11 protein-coding genes are annotated in these 18019 nt (G+C 38.3%); 2 read left to right on the forward strand and 9 right to left on the reverse strand.

Annotated elements, in window-relative coordinates:
* Nucleotide 1 precedes the first annotated feature (1 nt).
* From mutM to FYJ79_RS03960, 7 genes are all read right to left on the reverse strand, one after another.
* The gene (gene mutM, locus FYJ79_RS03930; protein WP_154514674.1) at nt 2-814 is read right to left on the reverse strand and encodes a DNA-formamidopyrimidine glycosylase; all 813 of its coding nucleotides are present in this window, start codon (nt 812-814) and stop codon (nt 2-4) included.
* A 1-nt stretch (nt 815) separates the two neighbouring features.
* Nucleotides 816-3428, reverse strand: a complete 2613-nt coding sequence (polA, locus tag FYJ79_RS03935) for a DNA polymerase I (protein WP_154514676.1) — start codon at nt 3426-3428, stop codon at nt 816-818.
* 4 nt (nt 3429-3432) lie between these two features.
* Nucleotides 3433-6519 (reverse strand): DNA polymerase III subunit alpha, encoded by a 3087-nt coding sequence (dnaE, locus tag FYJ79_RS03940; RefSeq protein WP_154514678.1) that lies wholly within the window; start codon nt 6517-6519, stop codon nt 3433-3435.
* Between the two features lie 98 nt (nt 6520-6617).
* Nucleotides 6618-8408 (reverse strand): flavin reductase, encoded by a 1791-nt coding sequence (locus FYJ79_RS03945; RefSeq protein WP_154514680.1) that lies wholly within the window; start codon nt 8406-8408, stop codon nt 6618-6620.
* A 131-nt stretch (nt 8409-8539) separates the two neighbouring features.
* Nucleotides 8540-8764 (reverse strand): hypothetical protein, encoded by a 225-nt coding sequence (locus tag FYJ79_RS03950; protein WP_229771305.1) that lies wholly within the window; start codon nt 8762-8764, stop codon nt 8540-8542.
* A gap of 78 nt (nt 8765-8842) precedes the next feature.
* Nucleotides 8843-9604, reverse strand: coding sequence for an SDR family NAD(P)-dependent oxidoreductase (locus FYJ79_RS03955; RefSeq protein ID WP_154514682.1), 762 nt, complete (start codon nt 9602-9604; stop codon nt 8843-8845).
* 9 nt (nt 9605-9613) lie between these two features.
* The gene (locus tag FYJ79_RS03960) at nt 9614-11530 is read right to left on the reverse strand and encodes an NAD(P)/FAD-dependent oxidoreductase (RefSeq protein ID WP_154514684.1); all 1917 of its coding nucleotides are present in this window, start codon (nt 11528-11530) and stop codon (nt 9614-9616) included.
* Nucleotides 11531-11688: 158 nt separating this feature from the next.
* Here FYJ79_RS03960 and FYJ79_RS03965 point away from each other — a divergent pair, with 158 nt between their 5' ends.
* Complete coding sequence (locus FYJ79_RS03965) at nt 11689-12273, forward strand: TetR/AcrR family transcriptional regulator (protein ID WP_154514686.1); 585 nt, start codon at nt 11689-11691, stop codon at nt 12271-12273.
* Nucleotides 12274-12343: 70 nt separating this feature from the next.
* On the opposite strand, the gene nifJ is transcribed toward FYJ79_RS03965, so the two are convergent.
* Nucleotides 12344-15889 (reverse strand): pyruvate:ferredoxin (flavodoxin) oxidoreductase, encoded by a 3546-nt coding sequence (gene nifJ, locus FYJ79_RS03970; protein WP_154514688.1) that lies wholly within the window; start codon nt 15887-15889, stop codon nt 12344-12346.
* Nucleotides 15890-16131: 242 nt separating this feature from the next.
* Here nifJ and FYJ79_RS03975 point away from each other — a divergent pair, with 242 nt between their 5' ends.
* On the forward strand, nt 16132-17361 hold the full coding sequence (locus FYJ79_RS03975) for a 6-phosphofructokinase (protein WP_154514690.1): 1230 nt from the start codon (nt 16132-16134) through the stop codon (nt 17359-17361).
* Nucleotides 17362-17387: 26 nt separating this feature from the next.
* On the opposite strand, the gene FYJ79_RS03980 is transcribed toward FYJ79_RS03975, so the two are convergent.
* Nucleotides 17388-18002, reverse strand: a complete 615-nt coding sequence (locus FYJ79_RS03980) for a YdcF family protein (protein ID WP_326803259.1) — start codon at nt 18000-18002, stop codon at nt 17388-17390.
* Nucleotides 18003-18019 lie beyond the last annotated feature (17 nt).

The following is an 18019-nucleotide window of genomic DNA, read 5'->3' on the forward strand; positions in this document are numbered from 1 at the left end:
ATTAGTACCTCCGTTTCTGGCAGACAGGACAATAATAGGTCCCTCGGCCATTTAATGTAATTTTCTTTATATCTGAACCACAGATAGAACATGTCTTTTGTTCATGAACATCAAGCTGCACCTGAAATAAACCATGGATACCATTGGCATCAAAGGAATGAATCGTTGTGCCGCCCTGTGCAATAGCTTCATCAAGCACTTCTTTAGAGATATCAATCAGCTCCTGAACACGCTTCTTGCTTAAACGCTTGCCCCTTGTACGAGGATCCATGCGCATGCGAAAACAGATTTCATTCGCATAAATATTACCAATACCCGTCAAGATGGATTGATCAAGAAGCAATGTCTTGATTGGCAAGGATGAACGGTGGATTTTTTCATAAATATCTTCAAACTGTGCATTTTGAGGCTCTTGTCCTAGCTTGCTTAGTGGTGGCAAATGACGATAGTTGTCTTTATCGACAAGCATCATGCGTCCAAACTTTCTTGTATCATTATAACGTAAATCGTTACCATTGCCTAAGTGAAAGATGACATGATCATGCTTATTGTATGGTGTACCTGTGGGCTTGATATTATATTTGCCTTCCATTCTTAAATGGCTGATAAAGGCATAATCATCAAGAATAAAAATCAGATATTTACCATAACGATCAATATCAATGATATGTTGGTGGGTGAGTGCTTGTTTGAATAAAGCAACATCTCCATCAATAATCTTCTGATAACGTATTTCAACGCTTTCTATTTCCTGATGAAGAATAAAGTTCTTGAGTGTTCTTCTAACGGTCTCAACTTCTGGTAATTCTGGCATACTATTTTAAATCCGCCCAGTTTCTTGCATAATTGCCTTCTACAAGTAATGGGACATCAAGCTTGAAGCATGATTCCATTGCTTCTTTGACAACCTGCATAAATGTTTCCACTTCATCTTCATAGACATCAAAGATCAATTCATCATGAATCTGGAGAATAATCTTGCTTTTGAAATGATGTTCTTTAATCGCCTGATCAACCGCAATCATCGCTAGTTTCATAATATCGGCACCTGATCCCTGGATAGGCGCATTCATTGCGAAACGCTTAGCCTGTTCACGGACCATGAAATTTTTATCATGGATAGTTGGAATATAGCGTTTACGATTAGCTACTGTGCTGACATAGCCTGTTTCTTCACAATCCTTAACAACCTGATCCATGTAAGTCTTGATTTCAGGATAAGTTTCAAAATATTTCGCAATAAAGAGTCTTGCTTCATCAAGCGTCATATTATTCTGTCTTGAAAGTCTAAATTCACTCATGCCATAAATTATCCCAAAGTTAATCGTCTTTGCCTGTCTTCTTTGCAGACTTGTAACTTCTTCATCTGGCACGCCAAAGACAAGTGCAGCCGTATGAGCATGGATATCCTTGCCTGCTTTAAAGGCTTCAATGAGTCTTGTCACATGGGCAAGATGGGCAAGAATACGCAATTCAATTTGGGAATAGTCAAAGGAAACAAGATAGCCATGTTCACTCACAAAGGCTTTTCTGATTTTCTTTCCTTCTTCGCTTCTTACGGGAATATTTTGTAAGTTAGGATCGACGGATGAAAGACGCCCAGTCTGAGTTAAGGTCTGTTTATAGATGGTATGAATCTTGCCATCATCAAAGATCTGTTCCTGCAAACCTTTAAGATAGGTTGAAGAAAGCTTTGTTTTCTGGCGATATTCTAAGACGAGTGGAACAATGGGATGCTGGTCACTGATTTTTTCTAAGATATCCTGGCTTGTCGAATAGCCAGTTTTTGTCTTCTTGCCACTCTTGAGGCCAAGTTTCTCAAAGAGAATATCGCCTAGCTGTTTAGGTGAAGAGATTTTGAATTCTTCACCAGCGAGCTTGTAGATCTCCTGTTCAAGTTCTTCAATTTCTTGATCAAACTGCTGATCCATGCTGATAAGCACATCACGATCAACCTTAGCCCCCTGATATTCCATATCGGCAAGAATATAAGTGACGGGCATTTCAATTTCTTCATAAAGATGATATTGTTCTTCATCCTTGAGTTTCTTGATAGCGACATCCTTCAATTCATAAATAGCCTTGGCCTTTTCAAGCGTATCTCTTGCCACTTCATCAAGTTCAGGCACATGTCTTTTAGCACCCTTGCCATAAACCTCTTCTTCATAGCGCACACCATGATAGTCATAATATTCACTAACATCCTTCATATTTTCCTTAATACCAGGTGTTAAGACATATGTTGCAAGAGATAAATCAAAATCATATCCCTTCACTTCAATATCATGCCATTTACAAGCTAGAATAGCTCCTTTAATCGCAAAGCCATCTTTTTTCTTCTTCTCATCTTTCATGTAGCTAAGAAAGCCATCATCTTTCAAGGCATCTTCAAAGCTAATATAATAGCTTGCTTCATCATTATAAATACCAAAGCCTAAGATATCTGATTTATGATAATTTTCATCAAAGATATTGACATAGACAGCACTCTCTTTTGTGATACTAGGAAGTGTCTTGACGATATCATAAGTCAAAGGCTTTTCTTCTTTTTGTTCAGTATTGATTTCGAGTCCTTTTAATAAGGAATGCATATCATATTTCTGATAGAAAGCCTTAAGTGTATTGAAATCAAAGCCATCATAATGGGCAATATCCAAAGTGACATCCATAGGAATATCTCTAAGAATTGTGGCAACCTTCTTGCTCATAAGAGCATCATCAATACCATCTCTCACCTTTTCTCCAAGCTTCCCCTTAATTTCATCCTTATGTTCATTAATACCTTCAATACTGCCATATTGATGAATAAGCTTTAAAGCCGTCTTTTCACCAACACCCTTGATCCCAGGAATATTATCAGCACTATCGCCCATCAAGCCAAGTAAATCTCTAACCTGGTCAGGTTCAATATCCCATTTTTCTTTCAAGGCAGCTTTGTCATAAATATCAATGCCAGTCACACCTTTGACTGTACGATAGACCGTTGTCTTATCACTAACAAGCTGGAAAGCATCTTTGTCACCTGTATAAATAGCGACTTCAAGATTATGAGCTTCCCCAAATGATGCAAGCGTACCAATAATATCATCACCTTCATATCCTTCTAATTCATAATAAGGAATATTATGTGCTGTCAGATATTCTCTAGCCATCGCAAACTGGGGAATCAGCTCATCAGGTGTTTTTGTACGTGTGGCTTTATAGCTATCAAGTAAATCATTTCTAAAAGTATGTTTGCCATAATCAAAGGCAACTAAGACATAGTTGGAGGGATTATCGGCAAGAATACGATCAATCATTCTTGCAAAGCCAAAGATGCCATTGGTTGGAATGCCATCCTTGTTGATCATATAGTTACCCATATATCCTGTTGCATAGAATGCTTTAAAAAGTAATGAATTACCATCTATTAAAATTAATTGTTCCATGTATTTACTTCACTTTCTTGATTTGGTTCATCACAAGAGAAAGACTATCTTCTCTTTTTTGGACACGTACATTCATTAAGACTGTACGGTCTTTTTCAAGAGGATGTGATGGGTCCTCACTATAACGTCGATACTGATTGCTGAAGACAGTTGCTTCTAATTCACCTGTATCATCATTACCACTGATAAAGGCCATCTGATTACCTTTCTTATCGACAATAACCTTAATACGATGAAGAACAACCATCACTAAGATTGTCTTATTCACCATACTTTCATCAATATCAGCCACATTGACAATGGGCAGATTCTTCTTACGATAAGCATTCTTCAGCATGGCAAGCGGATGCGTAGAAAGATAGAGGCCTAAGACATTCTTCTCATTTTCTAAGCGTTCCCATTTAGATTCCTTGAAATCACGTAGTATTGGTGGATCAGCAACAGCAATGGTTGCCTTTAAATGCGCATATTCCACAATAGTCGCAAGATTACCCTTGATATAGGCACGATTGCTTTCGAATTCATCAAAAGCCCCTGCATCTATCAGGCTTTCTAGTGCATTGGCCGGCATCCTGCTTGATTGCATTCTCGCTATAAAGTCATAGATATCGCTAAAAGGTCCATGTTCCTGTCGTTCTTGATCAAGTGCCTTATAGAAAGCATAACCAATATTCTTGATTGCCGTTAAAGAATAGCGAATCCCACCATTTTCAACGACAAAACGATGCTTGGAGTGATTGATGGATGGCCCGAGAATCTTGACGCCATAACGTTTACTTTCTTCAATGACATGAAGCTTGGCTGTCTGTGAACTGCCTTCATTAGAAAGAATGGAGGCAAAGAAATAAAGCGGATAATTGGCTTTTAAATAGGCAAGCCAGTAAGCTACAACACCATATGCGACAGAGTGGGATTTATTAAAGCCATAATTTGCAAACTTTTCAATCAATTCATAAATCTCCACAGCCTTCTTCTCACCATACCCATTAGCAATAGCACCTTCAATAAAGCTTTCACGCATGTCACTCATCGCCTGGGCATTCTTCTTGCTGACAGCTTTACGTAAAATATCTGCTTTGCCTAAGCTAAAACCAGCAACCTGACGAGCAATCTGCATAATCTGTTCCTGATAAATGATTATGCCATGGGTATCTTTTAAAATAGGAATCAGACTTTCATCAACATAATGCATTTTGCCTTGATGGGCACGGTTTTCTAGATAAAGAGGAATGTTTTCCATTGGTCCAGGTCGATAGAGGGCGATGGCATCGACAATATCCATAAAGGTTCTAGGACGCATTCTTTTAAGAAGATTACGCATACCTTCACTTTCTAGCTGGAAGACTCCATAGGTATCACCATTTGAGAGAAGCTGATATGTTTTGGCATCATTGAGGGGAATGGCCGATAAGTTAACAGTTTCACCTGTATCTTTCTTGATATCCTCAAGAATATAACTAATCATTGTTAGGTTCTTAAGTCCAAGAAAGTCCATTTTTAAGACCCCTGCACTCTCAATATAATCTTTGGAGTACTGTGTCATAATCATGGAGCTTGGTCCTCTGACTAAGGGAACCATTTCTCTAAGTGGATATTTGGAAATAACGACACCAGCAGCATGCATGGAAATATTACGTGGTAAATATTCTACTAAGCTCATAGGCTTGATTAATCGCTGTAATGCCTGAGTGCCATCAACCATCTTCTTAAATGAAGATGATGTCTGATACATTTCAGTAATGGATTTTCTATTCTTAGGTCCTGTAGGTACCATTTTAGCAAGCATCTCTAGGCGTGGTAATGGCAAGCCAACAACCTTCCCAAGATCCTTGATGGCATTTCTTGGTCCATAAGTTGAGAAGGTCACAATCTGGGCAACCCGTTCCTGTCCATATTTCTTAATCACATAGTCAACGACTTCATCACGACGATCATCCTCAAAGTCGATATCAATATCAGGCATACTGACACGTTCTGGATTGAGAAAACGTTCAAAAAGCAAATTGTATTTGAGCGGATCGATATTGGTAATGCCTAGCACATAGGCAACAAGTGAGCCAGCTGCTGATCCTCTGCCAGGGCCTACAAGTATACCATGTGTCTTTGCAAAATGAACATAATCATAGACAATCAAAAAATAATCATCAAAACCCATATCATGAATCACTTTCAGTTCATAAAAAAGTCTATTCTTATAGCTTTCAGGAATATGCTTACCAGAAAAGCGTTTCTTTAAGCCAACAATACATAAGCTTCTTAAATATTCATCATGAGGTGCCTGGTGAGGCGTTGGATAATAAGGCAGATTCTTCATCCCAGTAGGAATGGAAGCTTTGCATATTTGAAGCACTTCTTCTGTATTCTTAAGAATCTCACGATCAAAAAGCATGGCTATTTCACTGCTGTTTTTAAGATAGCGTTGATTTGTATCACTTTCAAAGTAAGGGGAAAGCGGACGGGACTCTTTTGCCGCCTGCAACAAATCAACCGTAATGGCCTCCTGTGGCCTTAAATAGCGCACATCATTGCCCCAGACAACCTTCACATTCACAAAATTGGCAATCGCCAGCAAACGCTTATTATTGACTTCCTGATTGGCCAAGCCATGATTTTGCATCATCACAAGATAATTATCACCAAAAGCTTCTCTAAAGCTACGCATATAGCGTTCAGCTTCCTTTTCCATATCTTTCGCAATATACCGTTCTACAATACCATCATCACTTGCTGAAATGATATAAAGATGATGTTTATAAGCAAGTAACTCTTGAATATCAATAGCACCCTCATCAGAAAGATTAATATCACTCACTATTCTTACAAGACTAAAATAGCCATCATCATCTTTCGCAAGAAGGGTGAAAGGATAGACTTCCTGATCAATCAAGATAGAAGCCTCAACACCAAAGATGGGCTTGATATGATATTTCTGACAGGCTTCATAAAACTCAAAAGCACCATACATATTGTCTGTGTCACATATAGCCAGAGCATCCATTTGTTTCTCTTTTGCCATTTTGACAAGCGCATCAATCAGGATTGTTGATTCTTGAAAACTATAACAGCTCTTTACCTGTAAATGTCCAAACATGCTTCCACCTCTTTTCACCCCATTATAACAAACTCTCTCCTTTCCTTCCACCTGCTTGCCTATAAAAAAAGAAGTCTAGTTGCCTAGACTCCTGTGTATTATTCAATTCTTTCGAAATCACTAGCGCCATGCTTACATAATGGACATACAAAGTCATCAGGTAATTCATCACCTTCATAAACATAGCCACAAACCTTACATACCCAGCCTTTCTTGCCAGCTGTTTCTGGTTTTGGTTTAACATGATCCTGATAATAAGTATATGTCATTGTTGGCACTTTTGAAAGCACACGCGCTTCTTCCACTGTACAGATATACATATGGTGACTTTCGATATCAAGCTTGCTTTCAACCTTTAAGCTGATGACAGCATTGATGTACTGTGGGAGGATGGCTAAGCCATTATCAGTACGATGGAATTTCATATTTTCAAACTTGTTGACAGCACGTCCAGACTGGAAGCCATACTGCTTGAAGACTTCAAATGGTGCTTCTGTTGAAAGGCAGTTGATATTCATGATGCCTGTCTTATCAATGATATGGTCTGTATAATTCTTCTTGTTGATACATACAGCTACTCTTGTAGGACTATCAGCAACCTGGCTAACTGTATTGACAATACAGCCATTGTCAATCTTGCCATCATTTGTCGTAACAACATAAAGACCATAGCCTAATCTAAAGAGGGCTGTCATATCATTCTTGTTGGCAGTATCACTTGCTCCTACATATTCAGAACATAAGTCAGCAGCAAGAGCTTCGAGCTGTTTTGTGCTTGTTTCATTAAGTGCAGACATGATATGCACAACATTTTCATTAAGATTGATATTCTTTAGGTTGGATAACTTCTTAATAATGACTTTAGCAGCCTGTGGTGCCCAAGTTCCATTTTCAATAATACCAATCGTTTTATTCTGATAATTACGTTCTACTAAATGATCAAGAAATTCATTCATGAATGGGAAAATATCAGCATTATATGTCGTTGTCGCAAGCACAAGCTTACCATATGCAAATGCATCTGCAACAGCTTCACTCATATCACAACGTGCTAAATCATAGACTTTGACATCAGGACACTGATTCGCTTTTAATAAATTTTCAAGTTTCTCTACTGCTGCCTTTGTATGACCATAAACACTTGTATAAGCAATCATGATGCCTTCTTTTTCAGTTTCATAGCCACTCCACTTTGTATAGAGGTCAAGATAATAGCCAAGCTTTTCTGCTAATACAGGACCATGTAATGGGGCAATAATCTGAATATCAAGATCAGCTGCCTTCTTCAAGACATTCGTCACCTGCATACCATATTTACCTACAATACCAATATAGTATCTTCTGCCTTCGCTTTCCCAGTCTTCTTCTACATCCTGAGCACCAAATTTACCAAAGGCATCAGCCGAGAATAATACTTTATCTGTGGCATCATATGTAAACATGACTTCTGGCCAGTGAACCATTGGCGCAAACACGAATGTGAGCTGATGATGACCTAAATCGAGTGTATCACCATTTTCTACAACCAATCTCTTTGGAGCAATATCTTTGCCAAAGAACTGTTCCATCATTTTGAATGTCTTGGCATTTCCTACAACAGTTGCTTCTGGATAAACTTCTAAGAAATTCTTAATATTCGCTGAGTGGTCTGGTTCCATATGTTGTACGACAAGATAATCTGGTTTTTTGTCACCAAGTGTACTCGCAATATGATCAAGCCATTCATGTTTGAAATTCTGGTCTACTGTATCCATGACAAGAACCTTGTCATCATCAATGATATATGAGTTATAACTCATACCATGAGGGACCTTATACTGACCTTCAAATAGATCTATCTTATGGTCATTCACACCTACATAATAGATACTATCAGTTACTTTATACATAGTAAAACTTCCTCCTTTTAATACCTACCCTATATCTTAAAGTAAGCTCTTTCTTTTTACAATCAGTATAACTCATTTTTTTCACAAAAAGGAGATTTCAAAGCTAAATCAACTTCAAAACCTCCTTAAAACTATCTTCCTCTTACAAACATACGACTAATAAAAGCCATATTGATCTCTTTGATTTCACGTTTTCCATCAATATAGTCACGATACATATCAAAAGGATCTCCAGCCCCAAACACACCACATCCTGAGCAGTTCTCACAGCCGGCTGAATCATCACAATTCAAGGCCTCCTGAATAATTTTGAGGCGTTCTTCTCTTGTCGTATCTTTAATGAGTGTACTTTTCATATCCATCACCTTACCTACCTTCATACTAGTTCAGTAGGTTGTTGATGTCAAAGAAAACACTTTATAAGATGAAAAGTTCTAAAGCATGCTTGTCATGCCACCATCAACGACAAGTAGCTGTCCTGTTGTATAGGTGCAGGCGTCACTCGCAAAGTAAATAAGTGCTCCATTCATTTCACCCTCACGGCCAAATCTCTTGAGAGCGACACGGTTCTTAAGGACTAATGAACCAGGTGCATCCAAAGCATCATGAGTCATTTCTGTGTCATAGACACCAGGAGCAATCGCATTGACAAGAATATGATAAGGTGCTAAGTCACCAGCCATGGCCTTTGTCAGATTAACTACGCCACCCTTAGCGGCAAAGTAGCTTACCTGTGAAGGACCAGCCTGAATACCACCAACTGAAGCAATATTGATTATGCGTCCATATTTCTGCTTCATCATGACTTTTGAAACTTCACGTCCCATCAAGAACACACCCTTAAGATCCGTATTGAGCACTTTGTCCCATTGAGCTGTTGTATGGTCACTTAAACCACTTGAATATTCCACAACACCAGCATTATTGACAAGAATATCAATATGGCCAAAATGATCAGCTACGTCTTTAACTGCCTGACAAATGCTTTCTTCATTTGTGACATCACAAGTTACTGCTAGGCAATCATGGCCATTTTTCTTCAATTCTTCAGCAAGTTTTTCAAGTCGTTCTTTTCTTCTTGCTAGAATAGCGACATCACAGCCCTGTTCACTTAAAGCTTTCGCAAATTGTCTGCCTAAGCCGCTTGATGCCCCTGTTACAATGGCAACTTTGCCTGTTAAATCAAATGTAATCATATTATCCCTCTATTCCATAATGCGGATGGCATGATAAGCTTCATGGACCGCTGTTAATATTTTTCTTGGTGCAACTGCATCACCGATGATGGCAACATCTTCATATTTCTCTTCAAGAAGATCTTCAAGTTCATTATTTGGTTTAAAGCCAACCGCATTAAGAACGGTATCACATTCTAGTGTGATTGTCTGACCATCTCTTTCAAATGTCACACTTGTAGGTGTGATATTTGTGACTTTCGCATTTGTTTCTTTTTTAACACCGCGATCTTTGATCATCTTTCTTAAGTGCTGGTCATTATTTAAACAATGATTAGCTGTATATAGAATATCTGGACACATTTCTACCAAAGTCACATCGCCACCCTTACCAGCAATATCACATGCTGCTTCACTGCCAGCTAAACCAGCACCAATGACAACAACTTTCTTACCAACTGTTGCCTGATGTGTCAAATAGTCACTAGCAAGTGTTGTTGTTTCAATACCAGGAATAGGTGGCTTAGCAGGTGTTGATCCAGTGGCAAGAATAACTTTATCATAGCCACTTGGAATATGATCTTTTGAAATAGGTGTAGAAAGATGCACATTGACATCAAGTTTTTGACACTGGATTTTTAAGTAGTCGATAAGCTTAAGAACATCTGCCTTGAAATCAGGTCCACCAGCAGCCCATAAAGTGCCACCTAGCTTATCTTCTTTTTCATAAAGATCAACATCAAAGCCGCGGCGTCTCGCTGTGATAGCAGCCATCATACCACCAGGGCCACCACCAATGACAAGCACTTTACGCTTTGTGCCATCTGGTTTTGGCAAGGCATAAGCCTTTTCAGCATAACATAATGGATTGACAGCACAATAATAATGCTTGCCACTAAAGCCAGATAATAAGCATTCATTGCAGCCCACACATGGTGCAATATCTTCAGGATGTCCAGCTTTGACTTTCTTAGGCCAATATGGATCAGCAAGCATCTGATGCGCTAAGCCAACATAATCCAAAATACCATCTTCAATAGCCTTCTTCGCCACTTCCGGATCTTTTAAATTACCATCACCAAGTACAGGAACACTAACGACATCTTTAATAGCCTTCTGGACATCAAGCTTGAAGCCTGGCTTACTATATACCGTTGTAATAGCCTGGAACCATTCTTCATAGCAGCCCGTATCAACATGAAGGGCATCAACACCAGCTTTTTCAAGAATTTTGGCCATTTCAATACCTTCATCGATTGTTCTAAAGCCTTCAACTCTCTGATGAGGTGTAAATTTTACAAGCAGTGGCATATTGGCAGGAATATTCTTTCTAATCGCATCAATACATTCTAATGTGAAACGCATTCTATTTTCCAATGATCCACCATATTCATCCGTTCTATTATTCCATTGAACTGAATGGAACTGATCTAATAAATATCCACCATATGCATGTAATTCAACACAATCAGCTCCAGCATTAACAGCTAGTGAGGCACTATAGCCAATCTTTTCAACTAAGTAATGAATATCATCTTTAGAGAATGGCTTGCAGATTAAATTTGGAAACCAGAAAGCAGGTACGCTGCCAGCACTATAAGGTGGTGTAAAAGGATCAGTAAACTGCTGTCTGCCTAGTCCTGGAGAGAGCTGTACACATACCTTTGCCCCATAGGCATGACATCTCTCAATAAGCATATTGAGTCGTTCCACATGATGGAAATCAGATAGCTCAGTACATGGTCTTGGTTCAAACTTCGTAGAAACAACATTTGCCCCGGTGATAATAAGACCAGCACCACCTTTTGCACGTTCTTCAAAATAATCGATACCCTCATTACAATAGGCACCATCAGCCTCTCCTGTCGTTCCCATTGGTGACATGAAGATTCTGTTTTTTAATTTCATCTTACCAATATAGGTTTTGTCAAATAAACCTCTTGCCATAACGCTTCCTCCTTTATACCTTGGTAATATTTTACTTTACTCAAGTAAATTATAGACCATTACGCACTGATGTCAATATATTCACATGAAGATAGTGATTTTTTTAACAAATCTTCTTCATTCATTTGTGTTATAGTATGAGTAAGGAGTTTTAAACTATGAAAATCACAGCAGAAGAAATCAAACAAAAAGCTATCGCGCTCTTTTTAGATAAAGGCTACAACAATGTCACTATTCAGGATATCTGTGACGAGCTGCATATTACAAAGCCTACCTTATATAAATATGTCAATGCCAAAGAAGAACTGATTTTAGATCTCTATGACCAGACGATTGATCAGCTTGTCAAAGATACTTATAAGCTCGTTGATAGCGATAGTCATCTTGAACAACTACTTATCATTTTCTCCACCCTCATCAAAGAAACGAAGAAATATGGTTATGATCTATTTAGCCAAATGTTTATTGCGAACTTAAAAGAAAATAAAAGAAGCTTTGAAATGCGTGAAAGTCTAACTAAGCTATGCATGATCATTATTAAGAAAGCCCAGACAAATGGGGAAATCCATAATCAATCACCTTGTGAAACGCTCTACAAGGCTTTAGCGCATTGTTTTACAGGTTATGAAGTGATGTGGTGTATTAATAAGCAGTCTAGCTTTGATGAGGCTTTTTATTTAAGCATGAATGCCCTTCTTGATGTTGATGGACAATATCAAGAGTTATATAAACAGTTTCTTTAAATCATGGTTCGCCATGATTTTTTCTTTAGGCAAAAAAAGAACGTATTCATACGAATACGTTCTCAATATATTATTCAGCAGCTGCTGGATCGAGAGCCATAGCTTCTGCTCTTGCTCTACGACGTTTAGCATCAAGAAGACATTTTTCCATTAATGCATCAGCATGTTCTGGATTAACCTTATATAACTGAGCGAATCTGTTTTCAGTTAATAAGAAGTCTTTGAACTTACTGAAGTCTGGAGCCTTAGAGTCGATTGTCAATGGATCCTTGCCTTCTTCAGCAAGTCTTGGATCATATCTTAACAAGTTGAAGTAGCCACATTCAACAGCAAGTTTTTCCTGTCTATCACTATTAGCTAAGCCACCCTTGATGTGCTGTTCTGTACATGGAGAGTAAGCGATAATGAGTGAAGGACCATCATAGCTTTCAGCTTCCTTGAAGGCCTTGATTGCCTGCATTGGGTTAGCTGCTAAGGAAATCTGAGCAACATAGACATGGCCATATGCCATAGCAATCTGAGCTAAGTCCTTCTTTGCAACTTTCTTACCTGAAGCAGTGAACTTAGCGATAGATGCAGCCTGTGATGACTTAGAAGACTGACCACCAGTATTTGAATACATTTCTGTATCAAGTACTAAGACATTGACATTCTGGTCATTAGCTAGAACATGGTCTAATCCGCCATAACCGATATCATAAGCCCAGCCGTCACCACCGATAATCCACTGGCTCTTAGTGACTAAGTCAGCTTTCATATCAAGTAATTTCTTCAAGCCTTCTACCTGAGTCTTTTCTAATGCTGCAACAACATCATCATAAAGTTCAGCTTCTTTTTCACGCTGACCCTTAACAGCTTCATACTTTTCAAGTACTTCTTTGACATCTGCTTCAGCATCATTCTTGTTTGCTTCAATAGTTTCAAGAATATATTTAGCTTTATAGTTTTCAGCTAATTTCATACCGAAACCATATTCAGCATTATCTTCGAATAATGAGTTAGCCCAAGCTGGACCAAAGCCCTTCTTGTCTGTTGTCATTGGAGTTGATGGACATGAACCACAATAGATTGAAGAACATCCAGTAGCGTTCGCAATTCTCATATCCTGACCGAATAACTGAGAAGCTAAACGATAATATGGAGCTTCACCACAGCCGGCACATGCACCACTTGCTTCAAAGTAAGGTTTTCTGAAGCCTACACCCTTAATAGTGTTAGCCATTGGACCTTTGAATAAGTCACTTCTGTATTCAGCATTTTCATACATCCAGTAAGCTAAATCACCATGTGATAATTCTTCCTTAACAGGAACCATAGTTAAGGCCTTTTCACCCTTCTTGCCTGGACATACCTGAGCACATAATGTACAGCCTACACAGTTATCAGGAGAAACCTGAATTCTGAATGATAAGCCATCTGCGCCCTTAACACCCATTGGTTTTAAGACATCATTGCTGATATCTTCAGGTGCGTTCTTGATTTCATCTTCACTTAATAAGAAGGCACGGATTGTCGCATGAGGACATACCATGACACACTGTGTACACTGGATACAGTTATCTTTATTCCATCTTGGAACACTAACCGCAATACCACGACGTTCTTTTAATGCCATACCATTCTTCATTGTACCATCTAACTTATCTAAGAAAGCACTTGTAGGTAAGTCATCACCAGTTAAGCCATCAATTGGTGTTACATAGTTGTCGAAGTAGTCATCACCTGTTGGTGCATGCATTGCATTGACTTCAAGATTAGCCCATGCAGGATCAACTTCTACTTCAACCATCTTATCCTTACCTGCATCAATAGCCTGGTAGTTGCTTTCAACGATTGCATCACCCTTAGAACCATAAGACTTCTTAGCAGCTTCTTTCATTAAGCGAATAGCTTCATCAAGAGGTAAGATGTTCTGGTTCAAAGCAAAGAATGCTGACTGAAGAATTGTATTTGTATGTCTACCCATATGGCATTCTTCAGCTAACTTTGTTGCATCGATAATATAGAGTTTCGCATGTTTTTCTGCTAACTGTTTCTTAACTCTATTTGGTAAGTAGTTAGCTACTTCGTCCTTAGAGAATGATGTATTCAATAAGAATGTACCACCCTCTTTTAAGTTACGTAACATATCATATTTGAAGACATAGTTATCAACCGAACATGAGATAAAGTCAGCACGGTTAATATAATATGTTGAACGAATTGGTGTAGGACCAAATCTTAAGTTAGAACGTGTAGCACCACCTGATTTCTTAGAGTCATAAGCAAAATATGCCTGACAATATAAATCAGTATTATCACCAATGATCTTGATTGATGACTTGTTGGCAGAAACAGTACCATCACTACCTAAACCATAGAATAAGCACTGTGTAGCATCAGTCTTAACTTTGAATGAGCTATCGACTGGTAATGATAAATGAGTCACATCATCAACAATACCAATTGTGAATGGATGCTGTGGCTGATCCTTAGCTAAGTTATCAAATACAGCCTTACAATCCTTAGCTGTTGTATCCTTAGAACCTAAGCCATAACGACCACCAATAATTTCAATATTCTTATCTTTTAATACTTCTACGACATCCAAGTATAATGGTTCACCAGTAGAACCCATTTCCTTAGTACGATCAAGTACAGCAATCTTCTTAACTGATGCTGGTAAGACGTCAAGTAAGTATTTAGCAGAGAATGGACGGTATAAGTGAACCTTAATTAAACCAACCTTTTCTCCCTGTTCATTTAATGTATCAACAACTTCTTCAATTGTCTGAGTGACTGAACCCATGGCAATAATGATTCTGTCAGCTTCTGGATCACCATAGTAAACAAATGGTGCATAATGACGTCCAGTGATTTCAGAAATCTTCTTCATGTAATCAGCTGTGATATCAGCAATATCTTCATAATGTTTATTCTGTGCTTCACGGCTCTGGAAATAAACGTCATCATTTGTAGCTGAACCACGTGTTACAGGATTAAGATGTGGGTTAAGCTGTCTATTCTTGAATGCCTTTAATGCATCCCAGTCTAAGAGACTGCCCAATGTCTCATAATCCATAACTTCAACTTTCTGAATTTCATGTGATGTTCTGAAACCATCAAAGAAGTGCATAACTGGAACTGAAGCCTTAATAGCAACTAAGTGAGCAATACCACCTAAGTCCATAACTTCCTGAACTGAGTGAGAACATAACATTACGATACCTGTCTGACGACAAGCATAAACATCCTGATGATCACCAAAGATGTTTAATGATGATGTAGCTAAAGCACGTGCAGCTACATGGAATACACCTGGTAATAATTCACCTTGAATTTTATATAGGTTAGGAATCATTAACAGTAAACCTTGAGATGCAGTAAATGTTGTTGCAAGAGCACCACCCTGAAGTGCACCATGAACAGCACCTGCAGCACCAGCTTCTGACTGCATTTCAATGACATTGACTGATGAGCCAAAGATGTTCTTCTGACCTTTTGAAGCCCATTCTTCAGCATGTTCTGCCATTGGAGAAGATGGTGTAATTGGATAGATTGCAGCAACTTCACTAAATGCATAAGCAACGTGAGCGGCAGCTGTATTACCATCCATTGATAAATATTTTTTTGCCATATTATATAACCTCCTACGAGATATTATACCCCTAATAAAAACCCTTTTTCAAGCCTTATTCTAACCGGTTACAACCTTGAAATATCAAACTTTACGCAATTTATTTCCCTAACTTTTTAAAGCCTTTACAAATTTCTCGCTATTCATCTTCTAAAATTCATCTACAACTAAAAGTCTTCTACACATCTACGATATTTAATGATATGATGTTTTTGCGAAAAATGTCTATAAGGAGCTAGAGAATGAACAAAAGAAATTGTATTATTGGTCAATCCGGTGGTCCTACTGTTGCCATCAATGCCTCACTTGCTGGAATTATCCAACAAGCAAAGAAGGATGGTTATGACCATATCTATGGTATGATCAACGGCATTAAAGGATTATTGGAAAATACTTATATGGATTTAGAAGAAGCCGTCAAGAATGATGATGATCTTCATGATTTGAAAACTTCACCAGCCATGTATCTTGGTAGCTGTCGCTATAAATTGCCTGATCAAAGTGACGATCCTGTATTTGAACAGCTTTTCCATAAATTTGAAGAACTACAAATTACAGATTTCTTCTATATTGGGGGAAATGATTCAATGGATACTGTGGCAAAGCTTTCAGAGTATGCCAAGATTATGAATTCAGACATTCACTTTATTGGTATTCCTAAGACGATTGATAATGATCTCATGGGTACTGATCATACGCCTGGCTATGGCTCAGCCGCTAAATATGTAGCTAGCAGCATGCTTGAAATTGCCTATGACAGTTCCATTTATAAATTAAAAAGTATTACTATTGTTGAAATCATGGGCCGTAATGCTGGTTGGCTGACAGCTGCTAGTGCTTTGGCACGTACTGCCTATTCTGATGCCCCTGATTTGATTTACTTGCCTGAAGTACCTTTTGATCAAGAACAATTCCTTGATGATATTGCGAAAGTCTTTGAAAAAAAGCGTTCGGTTATTATTGCCGTGAGTGAAGGCATTAAAAACAAAGATGGCGACTATCTTGACCAAGATAGCCGCTATGTGAAGAAAGATGCCTTTGGTCATATTCTGCATTCCGGGACAGGTAAAGTGCTTGAGACCATTTGTTTTAAACGCTTTAAATGTAAAGTCCGTTCTATCGAACTCAATGTCTTACAACGCTGTGCTATGCATATTGCCTCAGAAACTGATATTGAAGAAAGTTTCATGATTGGCAGTAAAGCTGTTCACTATGCAAAAGATCATAGTGGTGTGATGGTAGTCATTAAGCGCTTATCAAATGATCCCTATCAGTCAGAAGCAGCCGTTGCTGATGTCAGCCAAATCGCTAATCTCGAACACAAAATTCCAGTGAACTGGATCAACGATGCTCACAACGATATCACGAAAGAACTTTATGATTATATATATCCACTTATTCAAGGAGAAGTGAATGTTCGTTATCATAATGGCATTCCTTCCTACATCAATATCCGTCACTTGGAGAAATAGAAAACACCAGCAATGCTGGTGTTTTCTTATATATGGATTTTTGTGAAGTGCTGAACAATCTTATAGCACTTATAAAGAATATATTCAATTGTCTCATTCTTGAGAAATTCAACACGTTTCTTCGTTGTTTTATACATTGATGTCTTTGTTGGAGAGGAGTAGGCATCAATGCCTACATCCTTCGCCATCAACATGGCACGACGCATATGTAAAGCATCTGATACAACAAGAGCTGTTTTCAAATTATTCTGATTCATGAGTTTCTTGGCATAGATAAGATTTTCTAATGTTGTTTTAGAGCTTTCTTCAATGAGAATATCTTTTTCTTTGACACCTTTACTTAAGGCATACTGTTTAGCCACTTCACTATCGCTATATTTCTGTCCTGCGACTTTACCACCGGTAAGAATGAGTTTAGAAACATCTTTGTTATTATAAAGATCAACGGCATGATTGATACGTTCACGATAAACGGCATTCACGCGATTATAGGCCACACTTGCGCCTAATACAATGGCGACATCAGCCTGACGTGTTTCATCACGATAGCTATAGAAATAGATACTTGCCCCATTACCTACGACATAGACACTAAGTACAAGAATCATCACTAGAAGTATCTTGCCTATTTTCTTCAGCACATTCTCACCCCCCTCAA

Source organism: Sharpea porci (assembly GCF_009695655.1).
Classification (GTDB): domain Bacteria; phylum Bacillota_I; class Bacilli_A; order Erysipelotrichales; family Coprobacillaceae; genus Sharpea; species Sharpea porci.

What these genes read in the sequence shown, in the direction of transcription:
- nifJ (WP_154514688.1), bottom strand. Translation starts at nt 15,889, where the DNA reads ATGGCAAAAAAATATTTATCAATGGATGGTAATACAGCTGCCGCTCAC.
- dnaE (WP_154514678.1), bottom strand. Translation starts at nt 6,519, where the DNA reads ATGTTTGGACATTTACAGGTAAAGAGCTGTTATAGTTTTCAAGAATCA.
- polA (WP_154514676.1), bottom strand. Translation starts at nt 3,428, where the DNA reads ATGGAACAATTAATTTTAATAGATGGTAATTCATTACTTTTTAAAGCA.
- FYJ79_RS03975 (WP_154514690.1), top strand. Translation starts at nt 16,132, where the DNA reads ATGAACAAAAGAAATTGTATTATTGGTCAATCCGGTGGTCCTACTGTT.
- mutM (WP_154514674.1), bottom strand. Translation starts at nt 814, where the DNA reads ATGCCAGAATTACCAGAAGTTGAGACCGTTAGAAGAACACTCAAGAAC.
- FYJ79_RS03945 (WP_154514680.1), bottom strand. Translation starts at nt 8,408, where the DNA reads ATGTATAAAGTAACTGATAGTATCTATTATGTAGGTGTGAATGACCAT.
- FYJ79_RS03965 (WP_154514686.1), top strand. Translation starts at nt 11,689, where the DNA reads ATGAAAATCACAGCAGAAGAAATCAAACAAAAAGCTATCGCGCTCTTT.
- FYJ79_RS03955 (WP_154514682.1), bottom strand. Translation starts at nt 9,604, where the DNA reads ATGATTACATTTGATTTAACAGGCAAAGTTGCCATTGTAACAGGGGCA.
- FYJ79_RS03950 (WP_229771305.1), bottom strand. Translation starts at nt 8,764, where the DNA reads ATGAAAAGTACACTCATTAAAGATACGACAAGAGAAGAACGCCTCAAA.
- FYJ79_RS03960 (WP_154514684.1), bottom strand. Translation starts at nt 11,530, where the DNA reads ATGGCAAGAGGTTTATTTGACAAAACCTATATTGGTAAGATGAAATTA.